The sequence below is a fragment of the Paenibacillus sp. NPDC057967 genome (genome assembly GCF_042887015.1).
Taxonomy (GTDB): Bacteria; Bacillota; Bacilli; order Paenibacillales; family Paenibacillaceae; genus Pristimantibacillus.
In genome coordinates this window covers 117591-131035 of record NZ_JBHVQB010000005.1, presented here as the reverse complement: position 1 = coordinate 131035, position 13445 = coordinate 117591, and the positions used below count along the sequence as shown (strand labels likewise).

General features: G+C 49.8%; 13 protein-coding genes. 2 read left to right on the top strand and 11 right to left on the bottom strand.

The window, feature by feature from the left end:
• The first annotated feature begins 33 nt into the window (after nt 1–33).
• Entirely contained in the window at nt 34–1401 is a 1368-nt protein-coding gene (locus ACFVSO_RS14165; RefSeq protein WP_387474539.1) for an epoxide hydrolase family protein, read from the top strand.
• Nucleotides 1402–1672: 271 nt separating this feature from the next.
• Here ACFVSO_RS14165 and ACFVSO_RS14160 read toward each other — a convergent pair whose 3' ends face one another.
• The 7 genes from ACFVSO_RS14160 to ACFVSO_RS14130 all read right to left on the bottom strand — a co-directional run bounded on the left by ACFVSO_RS14160 (nt 1673) and on the right by ACFVSO_RS14130 (nt 8318).
• Nucleotides 1673–2497 carry a hypothetical protein gene (locus ACFVSO_RS14160; protein ID WP_387474537.1) on the bottom strand — a complete coding sequence of 275 codons (825 nt, stop codon included), beginning with the start codon at nt 2495–2497 and terminating at the stop codon, nt 1673–1675.
• A 227-nt stretch (nt 2498–2724) separates the two neighbouring features.
• On the bottom strand, nt 2725–3690 hold the full coding sequence (locus ACFVSO_RS14155; RefSeq protein ID WP_387474535.1) for an ABC transporter substrate-binding protein: 966 nt from the start codon (nt 3688–3690) through the stop codon (nt 2725–2727).
• Between the two features lie 124 nt (nt 3691–3814).
• On the bottom strand, nt 3815–5428 hold the full coding sequence (locus ACFVSO_RS14150; protein WP_387474533.1) for a helix-turn-helix domain-containing protein: 1614 nt from the start codon (nt 5426–5428) through the stop codon (nt 3815–3817).
• A gap of 198 nt (nt 5429–5626) precedes the next feature.
• The gene (locus tag ACFVSO_RS14145) at nt 5627–5869 is read right to left on the bottom strand and encodes a glutaredoxin (RefSeq protein WP_387474531.1); all 243 of its coding nucleotides are present in this window, start codon (nt 5867–5869) and stop codon (nt 5627–5629) included.
• The gene (locus tag ACFVSO_RS14140; RefSeq protein WP_387474529.1) at nt 5853–6290 is read right to left on the bottom strand and encodes a MerR family transcriptional regulator; all 438 of its coding nucleotides are present in this window, start codon (nt 6288–6290) and stop codon (nt 5853–5855) included. Before ACFVSO_RS14140 ends, ACFVSO_RS14145 begins: the two co-directional genes overlap by 17 nt.
• Nucleotides 6291–6486: 196 nt before the next feature.
• Nucleotides 6487–6891, bottom strand: coding sequence for a CBS domain-containing protein (locus tag ACFVSO_RS14135; protein WP_387474527.1), 405 nt, complete (start codon nt 6889–6891; stop codon nt 6487–6489).
• Between the two features lie 224 nt (nt 6892–7115).
• Complete coding sequence (locus ACFVSO_RS14130; RefSeq protein WP_387474525.1) at nt 7116–8318, bottom strand: MFS transporter; 1203 nt, start codon at nt 8316–8318, stop codon at nt 7116–7118.
• Between the two features lie 270 nt (nt 8319–8588).
• Between ACFVSO_RS14130 and ACFVSO_RS14125 the strand changes: the two genes are divergently transcribed.
• The gene (locus ACFVSO_RS14125; RefSeq protein ID WP_387474523.1) at nt 8589–9182 is read left to right on the top strand and encodes a TetR/AcrR family transcriptional regulator; all 594 of its coding nucleotides are present in this window, start codon (nt 8589–8591) and stop codon (nt 9180–9182) included.
• 99 nt (nt 9183–9281) lie between these two features.
• On the opposite strand, the gene ACFVSO_RS14120 is transcribed toward ACFVSO_RS14125, so the two are convergent.
• From ACFVSO_RS14120 to ACFVSO_RS14105, 4 genes are all read right to left on the bottom strand, one after another.
• Nucleotides 9282–10064 (bottom strand): SDR family NAD(P)-dependent oxidoreductase, encoded by a 783-nt coding sequence (locus tag ACFVSO_RS14120; RefSeq protein WP_387474521.1) that lies wholly within the window; start codon nt 10062–10064, stop codon nt 9282–9284.
• Between the two features lie 77 nt (nt 10065–10141).
• A complete protein-coding gene (locus ACFVSO_RS14115) occupies nt 10142–10429 on the bottom strand; it encodes a stage VI sporulation protein F (RefSeq protein ID WP_387474519.1) in 288 nt (95 codons plus the stop codon).
• Between the two features lie 82 nt (nt 10430–10511).
• A complete protein-coding gene (recG, locus tag ACFVSO_RS14110; RefSeq protein ID WP_387475336.1) occupies nt 10512–12563 on the bottom strand; it encodes an ATP-dependent DNA helicase RecG in 2052 nt (683 codons plus the stop codon).
• Nucleotides 12564–12573: 10 nt separating this feature from the next.
• Nucleotides 12574–13428, bottom strand: coding sequence for a DegV family protein (locus tag ACFVSO_RS14105; protein WP_387474517.1), 855 nt, complete (start codon nt 13426–13428; stop codon nt 12574–12576).
• Nucleotides 13429–13445: the final 17 nt, after the last annotated feature.

The following is a 13445-nucleotide window of genomic DNA, read 5'->3' as shown; positions in this document are numbered from 1 at the left end:
AGCCAAAGGAATAGACGAAGGGAATGACTGCTCATGATTGAAAAACTTGAGAAGCTTGAACAAAGATTAGTAGAACAACATCAGAAAGATTTACTCCTTCAAGCGAAGCATACCCTGCAGGCAATTGAAGATCTTGCCGGAGAGCATCATCGATTGCAATCGATGCAGGCTATCAGTGATGACGGAACAATCACTGGCTTCGAGGACGACAAGCACGACAGAGAAGCGACTGAAGAGATCACGCCGTTCGAGGTCCATATTCCACAGGAGGCGATCGACGACTTGAAGCTGCGCCTGAGCTTGGTGCGCTGGCCGGACCGTGAACTGGTCGACGACTGGACGCAGGGCGTCCCGCTTGCCGCGGCGCAGGAGCTCATCGCGTACTGGAAGAACGAATACGACTGGCGCGTATTTGAGAAGCGCCTGAATACGTTCCCGCAGTTCCGCACGAGGATCGACGGTGTCGGCATCTACTTCATCCACCTGCGTTCGAAGCACGATAATGCTATGCCGCTTCTGCTTAGCCACGGCTGGCCGGGCTCGATCATCGAGTTTCTCGATGCGGCAGAGCGTCTTACTGACCCAGAGCGCTTCGGCGGCAGCGCAGAGGATGCTTTCCATGTAGTCATCCCCTCTATGCCTGGCTACGGCTTCTCCGACAAGCCGCGTGATCTCGGTTGGAACCCCGGCCGCATCGCAGCCGCATGGGCGCAACTGATGGAACGCCTTGGTTACGATCGTTACGTCGCGCAGGGCGGCGACTGGGGATCGGCTGTCACCACAGCCCTCGCTTCACAAGCGCCCAAAGGGCTGCTGGCTGCGCATGTGAACCTGCCGATGGTCGTGCCTGCCGAGATCCCGGTGAACCCGAACGAAGAGGAGGCGCACGCCCTTGCTCGCATCAACCTGTTCGTCACGAACAAAACGGGTTACGCGGATGAGATGAACACCCGTCCGCAGACCATCGGTTATGCGCTCAACGACTCGCCGGTCGCGCTCGCGGCCTGGATGTATGAGAAGTTCCACGAGTGGACCGACAACGACGGCCGTCCCGAGGACGCGCTGACCCGCGACCAAATGTTGAACGACATCTCTCTTTACTGGTTCACCAGCAGCGGCCCGTCTGCTTCTCGTCTGTACTGGGAAGGCGTGGGCGCTACCATCCAAGGTCCGGAGTTCTTCTCGGCGGCCCGCTCCGGCGGCGGTCGCATCACCGTGCCGATGGGTGCAAGCCTGTTCCCGGCTGAGACTTATATCCCGCCGCGCGAGTGGGCGGAGCAGGCGTGGGAGAAACTCTTCTACTGGAACCACGTTGAGGCCGGCGGCCACTTCGCTGCGTTCGAGGAGCCGGAGATCTTCACCCGAGAGATGGTCGAGGCATTCCGGCAGTTCCGCGCCTAAAGCTTCGAAACCTCACCCTACAGGGCCACAGATGATTCGTCGGTATAGCGCCGGCGTCCCATCTGCGGCCTGACCCGTTATGAGCAAGTTTCTAAAATCCACATGTTCCTCTTTTAGATACTGGTCAAAAATTATATAGCTGCCTTATTCGTCATTTGAGTAATGCCGCGGCCATCTTAATTTTCATTGTGCACATAAGAACGTACAAAAAAAGCCGCCTGTTAAAGGCGACTTTTCAGGACTTAGCGTTAATTGTTTTACATGACTCCCATTACTGGTTAATAGCCAATACTCCAATTGCTTCCCCGGTCTGTCCCATCCACAACGCTCCGTCGCCAACCATAACGCCTTTCCAATTGACGAAGAGTTGATCGGCTTCGATTTTTTGAGTCAACAGCTTCTCCTTCACATTAGCGGTCATGATTTTATCATATTTGGAGATGAAATCTCTTTTGGATGTGATTTCAACGGTTTTGCCCTTGCTGTTCACTTTGAGCGGATATGTCATGCTGCCTGCCACTTCGAATTTATTGCCTTTGCGAACGTCATCTTGAAGCTTGGTCAGGAAATACTCAAGTTCCGCTGCGCTCTTAATCCCGGCAACCTCGTACGGGTTGTTGATGATATTGACCGCAATCACGCCAAGCTTATTGTTCTGCTTGCCGATCCACAGATCTCCTTCGCCCACCATAATGCCTTTCCAGTTCACAAACACCTTGTCCGCAGCTTGCGCCAGCAGCTGTTCACGCACACGGGAAGTGAAGATTTGATCGTAACTTTTGATAAACTCATCCTTGTTGTGAATGACAGCTTGTTTATTGTCGTGATTCCAATTCATCGGATAAGCCATCAGCTTGGCTACGTCCTCTGGTTTGTTATCCTTAACGGCTTTCTGCAATTGGGCAAAATAACGCGTGAATTCTGCTGGATTGTCTATGCCGGCAACATAATAAGGATTCTTGCTGTCCGATACCGTGACGGAAGTAGCTGCTACCGCATGGCTGCTTTGCGCAGCCCAAGCTTGCCCGGAAAAGGATGCTAGTACGGCTGTGATGCTAATAATGACAGCGGCTTTTTTCATGTTCGTGTTTGTCATAAAGGATACCTCCAAGTGGTTTATACTCGGAAGTATACAGAGATGATGTGTCCGACGAGTGTACGGAGGGTGTGCAATAGCGGGTATTTTGGCCACACGCAATTGCATACTAAGCAGATCTTTGAATACGCCCAGTCATAAGAGTATCCCTTTGCTTCGAGAGAACATCTTCAAATTTATCATTCGAAATTATAATGGACGGCACCATACCCACTCTATATCCCTCATTATTTTTTTTGCTCAAAAGCACGTATAACGTCATCAATAGCATACAGATCAGCTAGCGGAGACATCCCCAGGTTAAACCATTCTTTACCGCCGACCATGTACACCTGATTTTTCTTAACAGCGGTCATGTTTTTCCATAGGGAAGTACGGATCATTTCTTCATATCGGTTTTTCACTTCAACACTGTCATCGTTGAGCTGCACAATGATATGATCTGGATTATATTCGGGTATCTTCTCCAATGAAATTGTAAGACTGAGTTCATTTTGCGGGAACTCTTTGACTGGCTTAAGGCCTAACGTTTTATGAATGAAGCTGCCACGGTCAATGTTTTCTCCATAAATGATAATCTCTTTGGATCTAATCATCATGTACATCACAGTCTCATCCCCAACTAAGGAATGAAGCTTTTCTTTCGCTTCCTTTTTTTTCGTCTGTAATTCTGCAATCACGGTCTCAGCCTGCTCTGATTTGCCCAATACGTCAGCTATATCCCTCAGTTCTTCTCTCCAATCCTCTCGCTGAGGCAATAACACAGTGGATGTGATCTTCGAAAGCTGCTCATAATCCTTTTCGGCCCACCAAGCAGGAGCAATAATAAGATCAGGCTGAGAGGCCAGAATCATCTCGAAATCAGGCGTTTGGGCAATTCCCATCTTTAATGTATCCTTCAAGGGTTTCTTCAAATATTCGGGAAACTCTGCATGATAGTTTTGAACAGCAATTGGTGTAACACCAAGCGCATACAGAAAATCGGGATACACCACGGATAGTCCAACGACTCTTTTAGGATCTACTGGTATACTAACGTCACCTTTCAAGGTTTGCAGCACACGCTGTTTGGGATCGGAGCCTTCATCTGTCCCGCCTGTGTTATTTTTCGGAACATTTGATGCTCCGCACCCTGCGCTTACCATCATTACTAGTACGATCATCACTACCAATAAACTTCGGTGCTGCTTCATTTTCTATAGTCCTCCTGAATGTGAATCATCAATGATAACCTCAATTAAAAATGATTATCATTCTCTGTTAATAGGAGTATAGATGAATTTGCATCCATAAAACATTGACAATACCGACATTTTTTTATGCACGATCACGCCATAGCTTTAATACCTCATCCAACAGAAGGTCATGCGTAAACGCTGTATACTCGATCCAAGGATAGGATGGAAGCACATCTGTTTTAAAGGTTTGAACTGCCTTTAGATGACTCCATTCTTTCGCATTGAGCAGTGTTCTCCAGCTTGATTGAGATTGTAAATCCTCATCTATAATGAATAATAAGCGATCCGCATCCAAATCCACCAGATCATTGAGCGAGATCTCTTCGTCCAAGCTTAACCGAGTGACGTCTTGCGCCGGCAGTATTTGCAAATCATCGAAAAACACCGTACCCACGCTACGATTTCCCAAAGCATAAAAACGATCCGCCGTTATTCTTACAATGAGCAACCGATCATCCTGAATCGCAGGCTTCACCTGTTCTCGTACAAAAAGAGCTTTTCGCGCATACTTTTTAAGCCATGTCTCAGCCGCCACTATCTTGTCTAGAAAGTGTGCAAGTAAACGTAGATGTGTGCGCCAATCATGATTCCCCCAAGGCAAGAAATAAGAAGGTGCAATTGCATTGAGTTTGTTTTGTTCCTCAAGCGGCACCATGGAATCAATTCCTATAATAAAATCCGGCTCAGCTTGTCCAATTTCTTCTCTTTTGGTCAAAGAATCAGAGCTTAAGGGCAATAAAGCATCCACCTGATACTTCCGCTTGTAGTAATCCGTCCATGGATGATTCGCTGGTGCAGCATATGGAATGATTTGCAGGGCAATAAGCTGTCCAATGTTTGGAAAATTGTAGGCAACGATTTTTCTTCTGCTATTTTTCATAAATTCCGCTGGCGGAACACCCGATATTTGTTTGAATTTGCGCCGAAAATAAAGATCATCCTGATAACCAACATAACGCGCAATATCCTTCAGCCGATTAGACACGCCTGACCGCATCAGACGTTGCGCTTGTTCAATTCGGTAGACAGCCAAATAATCAATAGCACTGTAACCATACTTTTTCTTAAATAATCTCATAAAGTGACGGGTACTAATACCAGCCACCTTAGCCAACTGATCGATTGTCATCTCTTGTTGGTAATGCTGCTCAATATAACTTTTTACATGCTCAAGCGCAGATTCAGAACCATGGCCTTGTATAGACTGAGCGTCTTGCATCAGGTTAAATAACAGCTCCTGAAATAAAATTTGACTTCTAAATTGAGTCAAATAATCCTGCTTCTGAAAACATTGACGGATCTGTTGGCATAAAGAAAGAATAGCAACCGGAGATTTCGCGGGAATCTCTCCCTTTACCGGAAACCTGCTTTTTCCTAAGGATTGCGTAGTGGCCTTATCGCTATCTATAATATCAAATCGCATATGATAAAAGCCCCGCTCATCCAATGTATGTACAGCTGCTTCAACAAGCTGACCAGGAACACAGACATACATACTTCCTTGACGGAGCTCGATAAACCTTCCATCAATCGTTAGTTGCCCCTGACCGCTAGCCGCTACGAGAACAAGATGAGACTCGAGAAACTGCAATCTTAAATTCCATCTATTGTGTTGATTATTGATGTACTCTATATCCTTAAGCTTGAAGCTCAGTTCATCAAGTATGGCATATTCCTTTTGTTTCTTCTCCAACGTATCATCATCCACGCATGCTCACCGTCCTAGTACCAGCTAAACATATTGTAGCGTACATGCTTAACAAAATAAAAACAAGCCGGAACACAGGCTCAATCCGTGCTCCAGCTTGTTCTATTCCAATTTTTCTGAGGCGAGTTCTCTTTCCGGCTTTGTCAGATCTGTTATTTCGTTATTGTTTTTTGCCGATCATCCCTAATGCTCCCCTAGAACATCCTTTTTCTGAAACTTCTCAACCTCCATCACTTTCCCATTCATAACAACCGCCGGATAAACAGTAATTCCATACTGCTTCCCTTTAGCCTCAACCTCTTCCTTCGTAACATTCAAATTATAAATCGTGACCTCGCACTTGGAACAAGCAAGACTTTCCACACGCTCAATAAACGCTTTTCCCTCCGCGCTGTCATTCGCAAAAATCTCAATTTTCGCGCCCATTGTAACCATCCTCCTCTCCTGAACATTTCTGAATAACGGGGCATGATTCGACTGGATGCGTACCGCTTGATATAGGACGATTCCCCACCGATTCCAGCAAAATCTTGAACTGCAGCAATTGGTTAATGCGCGCTTTAATCTCTTGAATTTTCTCTACAGCGTATTGCTGCATCTCTTCTGCCGGAATCGATTTCTCATTCTTATAAATGGACAGCAGCCGCTTGATCTCCTCCAGCGTAAACCCGATTTCCTGCGCCCGCTTAATGAACTGAATATCCTTCACCGTAGCATGCGTATACACCCGGTATCCGTTGTTCCCGCGCGAAGGTTCCGGGATCAGCCCCCGTTTTTCATAATATCTGACCGTCTCGATATGAACCTTGCACGCGCCAGCAAGCTGGCTAACCGTTAATCGCTCCATCCATTCCCCTCCCCTTTGCCAGTATAAAGTCTGTACCTTGATACAGAGTCAACACCTCTTCCGCTGCAAAAGTTACATTTCTCGAAAATGATCACCCGATACACTAACAAGAAGTCCAACGCTTAATAACGTTTCTTTCCTATAAAAACAACCCGTATCCAGAAAGGACACGGGCTGTCTTGGCTTGCATTACCGATCAATCGGTAATGGTGCTTGTATAATATTCTATTATGTCTTTCCGGCGGATAATGCCGATAAAAACCTGATTCTCGTCGATCACCGGAACAAAGTTCTGATCGGCAGCCAGCTCCAGCATGTCTTCGAAATCTGCTTCGATCGCTACGCATTCATTGCGCGTCCGGCATTTGATTTGATTAACTTTAACGTTATCGAGGTTATGAAATCCGAGACCTTCTGTATACTTCATCTTCCACAACAAGTCGCCTTCAGAAAGCGTGAACACATACTTCCCATCCCCGTCGATCACAGGAATAGCCGTATATTGTGTCTTTTCTAATATTTCGAGGGCCGTCTGCAGGTGGTCGGTAGAATGAATATAGGCCACTTTGTTTTTGGGAAATAAAAAATCGGATATTTGCATCGAACGCTGCTCCCTTCTGCCGAATCCCAACATCTTGAGTGTCGAAAGATAGATGTGTATGTATCTAGTTTAGCATACCCCGGCAGTCAATAAAAACCCCATCTGGGAAATATGCTGTTCAGCATACATATACCCTATAAACGCCGAGCTTGATCGGGCTCAAAGGGATGGAACTCGGAACTCGTTTCGGCCTTTTAGTTATCCACAGCTATTATCTGTGTCTTTCATTTTCTATAGGAATCATACGCCCATAGCAGTAATGCAACTCCACTTACCGCTGCCCCTAACCAGCATACTCCCGTCCAACCTGTCCAGGCATACACAGCGGTTGAAGCGATCGAGCCTGACGCGCTGCCAATGGAGTAGAAAATCATATAAGCTGCAGTCAAGCGGCTTTGCGCCTCGGGACGAGACTTGTAGATTAAGCTTTGGTTCGTCACATGCACCGCTTGTACCGCCAGATCAAGCAGAATAACCCCAATCACAAGAAAACCGATAGAGCGGTATAGGAGTCCGATTGGCACCCACGCGATTAACAGAATTGCCAATGAGATGCCGCTGACCCGTCGGGCATACCCGAGATCTGCCAATCTGCCAGAGAAGGAGGCTGCGAGCGCCCCCGCTACACCGGCAAGCCCAAAAGCGCCAATCGCGGTATGAGACCTGGACAAAGGCGCGCTGCTTAATGGGAAAACCATAGCTGTCCACAATATACTGAAGGCGGCAAATATGAGCATAGCCAATAAAGCGCGGATTCGCAGAATCGGCAGATCGCGGTACAGTTGAAATACGGATAAAACAATGCGGACATAGCTAAGCCCGGCACGTTTTGATTCTTGTTTTGGTAGCAGCAGATACAACGCTATACTGCCCAGCATGGTAAGACTAGCCGAAAACATATAGACGGAGCGCCACCCCAGCCAGTCGTTCAAAGTACCCGCAATCGTTCGCGCCAGCAATATCCCGATTACAATACCGCTAGTGACTAGCCCAACCGTGCGTCCCCGGTCTGTTGGAGCGCTGAATGCGGCGGCAGCGGCCACCATCGTCTGAGCGACTACAGCCAACAAACCGACGATCGCGATTCCAGTGAACAGAACGGGTACGGATGACGATACGGCTACCGTCAATAAAGCTGCAACAGATAATAACATCTGTATCGCAATGAGCTTGCGCCGATTGAACAAGTCCCCCATGGGAACTAATAGCAATAAGCCTGCCGCATAAAAAATCTGGGTGACCGTTACCACGATGCCAATTGAGGCTGGCGAAATCCGAAAGTCATGCGCGATAGAATCAAGCAGCGGATGCGCATAGTAAACATTAGCGACAGAAAGTCCGCTGCATACGGCCAATAAGAGAATAACAGAACGAGCCAATCCAGCGTGAGTAGATGGGACGCCCTGAACTTGAGGAGATGCATTCATACGGACTAACACCTTTCTAAAGAGAGAGTTGGCATTTCATTTTGTACCGATCGGTATGTTATATGTTATGTAGATTACGCCATTATTCAATGTTATGTCAACAGGAATAAAGTGAACTTTAAAGACGAAACTGAATCGGCATGTTTCCTATCCCCTATTCTATTGGTTTTCTCCGCGATCACCCAATATAACGTTCATACCAAACTTGACAGTTCGGTCGTCTGGATTTACGCTATAATCAATACTGATTGATACAAAAAGGTGATTCTAATGGTGAGACAACGTGAATTTGATACAGAGAAGGCACTCGATGCAGCGATGCGCATTTTCTGGGAAAAGGGATTTGAAGCCTCCTCGCTCCGTGATTTGACTAGCGGGATGGGGATTCAGAGGCCTAGCCTATATAGTGCGTTTGGGGACAAGCAGGAGTTGTTCGAAGCTGCGTTGCGCCGGTACAACGCTTGGCATGCCTCTCAGGTAAGGTCGCAGCTTCAACGAGGCGCTTCCGTTAAGGCCGCATTCCGGGAGTTATTTGAACTGATTGGTGTAGAGGAGAATAAGAGGTCCGATATTCATCGGGGTTGCTTTTGCATCAATACGATGGTCGAGCTTGCTCCGCATGATTCCAAATTTGCCGTTCTGACGCGCGAGCATCAAATGTATTTGGCCGCTATATTTCAAGAAGTCATTGAACATGGGCAGCAGACAGGGGAGGTCTCTGAGACCCTTCATGCCGAAGCACTGGCCCAATCCCTGGTCGTTTCCATGATCGGACTTACGGTCATGGTCAAGTCAAAGCCGGACGATGCGTTCATTAGGCAAAGTATAGCTATGACCTTATCCTTATTGGATGAAGGAAAGTAAGACTTGGTCAAAGACAAACCAAAACGACCGTCCTCGATAGCGATATCGAAGAACGGTCGTTTGGCTGCGAGATGATATGGTTTAGTTAAATAACTCGGCTTACAACACAGCCGACGCCCCGCCATCAATATTAACAGCTGTACCCGTCACATAAGAAGCCGCCCCCGAGACAAGGAACGTGATGACTTTAGCAGCTTCCTTCGTCTGCCCAATCCGCCCCAGCGGAATGTTATGGCGAGGATCAGCTGCGAACTCGTCCCACGTAAGCTCCGGTGCCGATGCCTTCCAATGCTTCTCGATCTGGTCGCTGCGGATCAGTCCGATACATACCGCGTTGACCCGGATATTGTCCGCTGCCAGATCCTTGCTCATCGCCTTGGTCAGCGCGAGTCCCGCTGCACGGCTGACGGAGGTCGGAAGCGATGATGCGGATGGCGCTTTTCCTTTAATCGCCGTCACGTTCAGAATCGCCCCGCCTCCCTGGCGGCGCATATGCGGTATAGCGGCTTTGGAGCTATGTACCGGACCAAGCAGCTTCAGATCCAGATCCGTGTCCCAGCTCTCCGAGTCTACCTCTTCGAATGGCTTCGCTGCGGATGTGCCTGCGTTATTGACCAGAATGTCGATAGCGCCAAAATGTTCTGCCGTGCGCTCTACAGCCGCCAGCGCTTCCGCTTCCACAGAGATATCCGCTGAGATAATCAGCGTCTCGGCTCCTGTCGCTTCTTTAATCCGCTCAGCCGCTGCTTGCAGCGATTCCAGGTTACGCGCCACAATAGCAACCTTCGCGCCTTCCGCAGCCAACGTCAGCGCCGTCTCCAGCCCGATGCCCTTGCTGCCGCCCGTTACCATCGCTACTTTATCCCTTAATCCGAGATCCATGAACACATCTCCTTATCCATCGCAAAGTATATATGCCACCCTAATCATATCACAAAAAAAAAGCTGACCCCTTAAGGTCAGCGGAACATGCCCCATAGCTTCAGCAAATGGAACGTATTATTGGGATCGATCTTTTGCGCAAGCACAAAATTAATGACCTGATCCTCTTGTGTATCCGATAATTTCTCTTGCAATATGACGGCGGCTGATTTCACCAGCTTGCGTACTTTGACGCGGTCCTGCAAATCGTATTTGGTCACATGCCCAAGCAATTGCCTGATCCGGTCCTTCACGACAGGATTTTTCATCTTCAGCTTCACGCGCTCGACTAACTGCGGCTTAATGCCGTAATTCTGGTAGCTCACCGGCTGACGCACCTCCGCTTCCGCATTCCTTCTCCATAGTTCCACATGAACTAACTATATGCCGAAGGGGCGCAATAATTGCCTAGTCCAGCTGCTCGCCCTGAAATAATTGATCCTGCCGGAGAATGCTCCATAGCCGCGAGAAAGATTCATTGCTCCAGAAGTCTTCCCGTTCCGTCAGCCTTCCCGCATCCTCGCGCGCAATCTCCAGCACCTCGTAATCGGCCACCATATCCGCAACGCGGAATTCCGGCAAGCCGCTCTGCTTCGTGCCGAAGAAGTCGCCGGGACCGCGCAGCTCCAGGTCACGCCTTGCAACCTCGAAGCCATCGGTCGTATCCGCCATGACCTTCATCCGCTCGCGCCCGTTCTCCGACTTCGGATCGGCTACGAGCACGCAATACGACTGGTGCTCGCTCCGGCCAACCCGGCCGCGCAGCTGATGAAGCTGCGACAAGCCGAAGCGCTCCGCATCCATAATGACCATCAGCGTAGCGTTCGGCACATCGACGCCTACCTCTACAACTGTCGTCGCGACAAGCACCTGAGACTCGTTGGCGCCGAATTCAGACATGACCGCATCCTTCTCCGCTGCCGTCAGACGGCCATGCAGCAAGCCGATCTTCAGGTCGGGGAAGGCTTGCTGGAGCTGGACATACTGATCAATCGCATTTTGCACATCCAGCTTTTCCGATTCCTCAATAAGCGGACAGATGACATACACCTGCCGTCCGGAATCGACCTCTTTGCGAATGAATCCCAGCACACGCTCCATGGAGCCATGCTTGACCCAATACGTCTTGATCGGCTTCCGTCCGCGCGGCATCTCCTTCAGCGTCGAGACGTCCATATCGCCGTAAGCCGTAATGGCAAGTGTCCTCGGGATCGGCGTAGCTGTCATCGTCAACACATCGGGATTCATCCCCTTCTGCCTCAGAATACTGCGCTGATTGACGCCAAAACGGTGCTGCTCGTCCGTCACGACAAGACCAAGGCTGCGGAAAAACACACCTTCCTGAATGAGCGCATGCGTGCCTACTACGACATCGATGAGCCCCATCTGCAAGCTCGCCAGCAGGTCTCTGCGCTTCCGCTCCGTCAAGCTGCCCGTCAGCAAGCCAACCTGCAAGCCGAGGCCGTCATACAGACGCTGGAGTGACTTCGAATGCTGCTCTGCCAGGATCTCCGTCGGCACCATAAGCGCACCTTGATGCCCAGCCTTTACCGCGCCGTACAGCGCAATCGCTGCCACGACCGTTTTGCCCGAGCCGACATCCCCTTGCAGCAGGCGGTTCATGCTGTAACCCCGGCGCATATCCGTCAGGATCTCGTTGACGACCTTCTTCTGCGCGTCCGTCAGCTCGAATGGCAGTGTCGCGGCGAAGGAGCGTATGGTCTCACTCTCAATACGGAAAGCGATGCCGTCATTTCGGACTCGATTCAGCGAGCGATAGGCCTGTAATTTCAGCTGAAAGAGAAAAAGCTCCTCATAGACCATCCGTCTGCGTGCTTCCTGACCCTTGCGGAAGTCGCCGGGCATATGCAGCAGCTTGAACGCTTCCGCGCGAGTCATCAGTCCGTGCTTCTCTACCAGCTCATACGGGAGCACTTCTTCCACCATCGGCCCATACTGCTCCAGTGCCGCTGCAATCATCTTCTGAATCCATGACTGTGTAATGTTGCCCCCGATGGAATAGACGGGCTGGAGCGAGCCCGACTTCGAGTTTTTGGCGCTGTCGGGGAATTCAGAATCCGATACGGTCATCTGCAGCCGGTGCTGCTCCCACTTGCCGGTCAGCATAATTTCACGGCCTGGCGTCAGCTGCTCCTTCAAGAAGTGGCGATTGAACCATACTGCGGTCACAAGCATACCGCCCACCTCAATCTTACAAGTGAGGCGAGACTTGCTTCTGCCATAGCGCTGCAACATGCCGTTGCCGCGAATAATGCCCAGCACGGTTGCTTTCTCCCCGTTTTTCACCTCAGATAATTCACGAACACGGTAATCCTCATATCGAAATGGGAAGTACCCCAGCAGATCGGCTATTGTGCGAACGCCAAAGGCGTGAAGCTCCCCTTCTTTCAGAGCGCTCACGCCTTTGAGTTGTCGAACTGAAATTTGATCCAGCTTCATCATGCCTCATTCACACCCTGTAGACGAATACGGCAGATGTGCCCGGACCCGTATGTACGCCAATGACCGAGCCGACTGTCGTATAGCCAACCTGCTTCACATTGATCGCTTCTTTCACCCGATTACCTAGCTCGTCCGCTATTTCCTTATTATCCGTCTTCGCCAGAATGAGACCGACCGGCTCATCGCCGAACTTCTCCTTCAGCATCTCTGCAATACGCGCCATCGCTTTCTTGCTGCCGCGCACCTTATCCACAGAGTAGACGCCGCCGTTCTCGTCGAGCGAGAGTATCGGCTTAATATTCAAGATCGAGCCGATCAGCGCCGAAGCTCTGCCGATACGGCCTCCCTTATGCAGGAATTCAAGACTGTCTACGAGGAAATAAATTTGCAGATCCTTCTGGATGCGCTCAATTTCCTCCAAAATCCGTTCCTTGCTTTCTCCGGCTTGCGCCATCTCGGCCGCTTTCACCACTTGAAGACCGATACCGTACGACGCGGATTTGGAATCGACGACCGTCACATCAGCCTCACGTTCCAGCATGGATTCCGCAATAAACGCGGATTGATAAGTGCCGCTTAGGATCGAAGCCAGATGAATCGAGATGATCGGCGAATCCGGGTCCTCGTCGAGCAGACGCTCGTAAAGCTCCGAGAATTCGGCCGGTGAAGGCTGAGAAGTCGTCGGCAGAATCGGCGACGCCTTCAGCTTCTCGTAGAACTCGTCAGCCTGGATGGTAATGGAGTCCGTATACGTCTCTTCCCCGAACAGCACCTTCAGCGGAACCATGGAAATACCGAGACGCTCGCGAACCTCTGCCGGTATATCCGATGTGCTGTCTGCCACAATGCGTACTTTACCCATCTAATCCCCTCCCAAAC

Bases quoted from the DNA above. Each gene is read 5' to 3' on its own strand.
- ACFVSO_RS14105 (WP_387474517.1), bottom strand. From the start codon at position 13,428: ATGGGTAAAGTACGCATTGTGGCAGACAGCACATCGGATATACCGGCA.
- ACFVSO_RS14120 (WP_387474521.1), bottom strand. From the start codon at position 10,064: ATGGATCTCGGATTAAGGGATAAAGTAGCGATGGTAACGGGCGGCAGC.
- ACFVSO_RS14130 (WP_387474525.1), bottom strand. From the start codon at position 8,318: ATGAATGCATCTCCTCAAGTTCAGGGCGTCCCATCTACTCACGCTGGA.
- ACFVSO_RS14165 (WP_387474539.1), top strand. From the start codon at position 34: ATGATTGAAAAACTTGAGAAGCTTGAACAAAGATTAGTAGAACAACAT.
- ACFVSO_RS14140 (WP_387474529.1), bottom strand. From the start codon at position 6,290: ATGGAGCGATTAACGGTTAGCCAGCTTGCTGGCGCGTGCAAGGTTCAT.
- ACFVSO_RS14155 (WP_387474535.1), bottom strand. From the start codon at position 3,690: ATGAAGCAGCACCGAAGTTTATTGGTAGTGATGATCGTACTAGTAATG.
- ACFVSO_RS14125 (WP_387474523.1), top strand. From the start codon at position 8,589: ATGGTGAGACAACGTGAATTTGATACAGAGAAGGCACTCGATGCAGCG.
- ACFVSO_RS14135 (WP_387474527.1), bottom strand. From the start codon at position 6,891: ATGCAAATATCCGATTTTTTATTTCCCAAAAACAAAGTGGCCTATATT.
- ACFVSO_RS14145 (WP_387474531.1), bottom strand. From the start codon at position 5,869: ATGGGCGCGAAAATTGAGATTTTTGCGAATGACAGCGCGGAGGGAAAA.
- ACFVSO_RS14160 (WP_387474537.1), bottom strand. From the start codon at position 2,497: ATGACAAACACGAACATGAAAAAAGCCGCTGTCATTATTAGCATCACA.
- recG (WP_387475336.1), bottom strand. From the start codon at position 12,563: ATGAAGCTGGATCAAATTTCAGTTCGACAACTCAAAGGCGTGAGCGCT.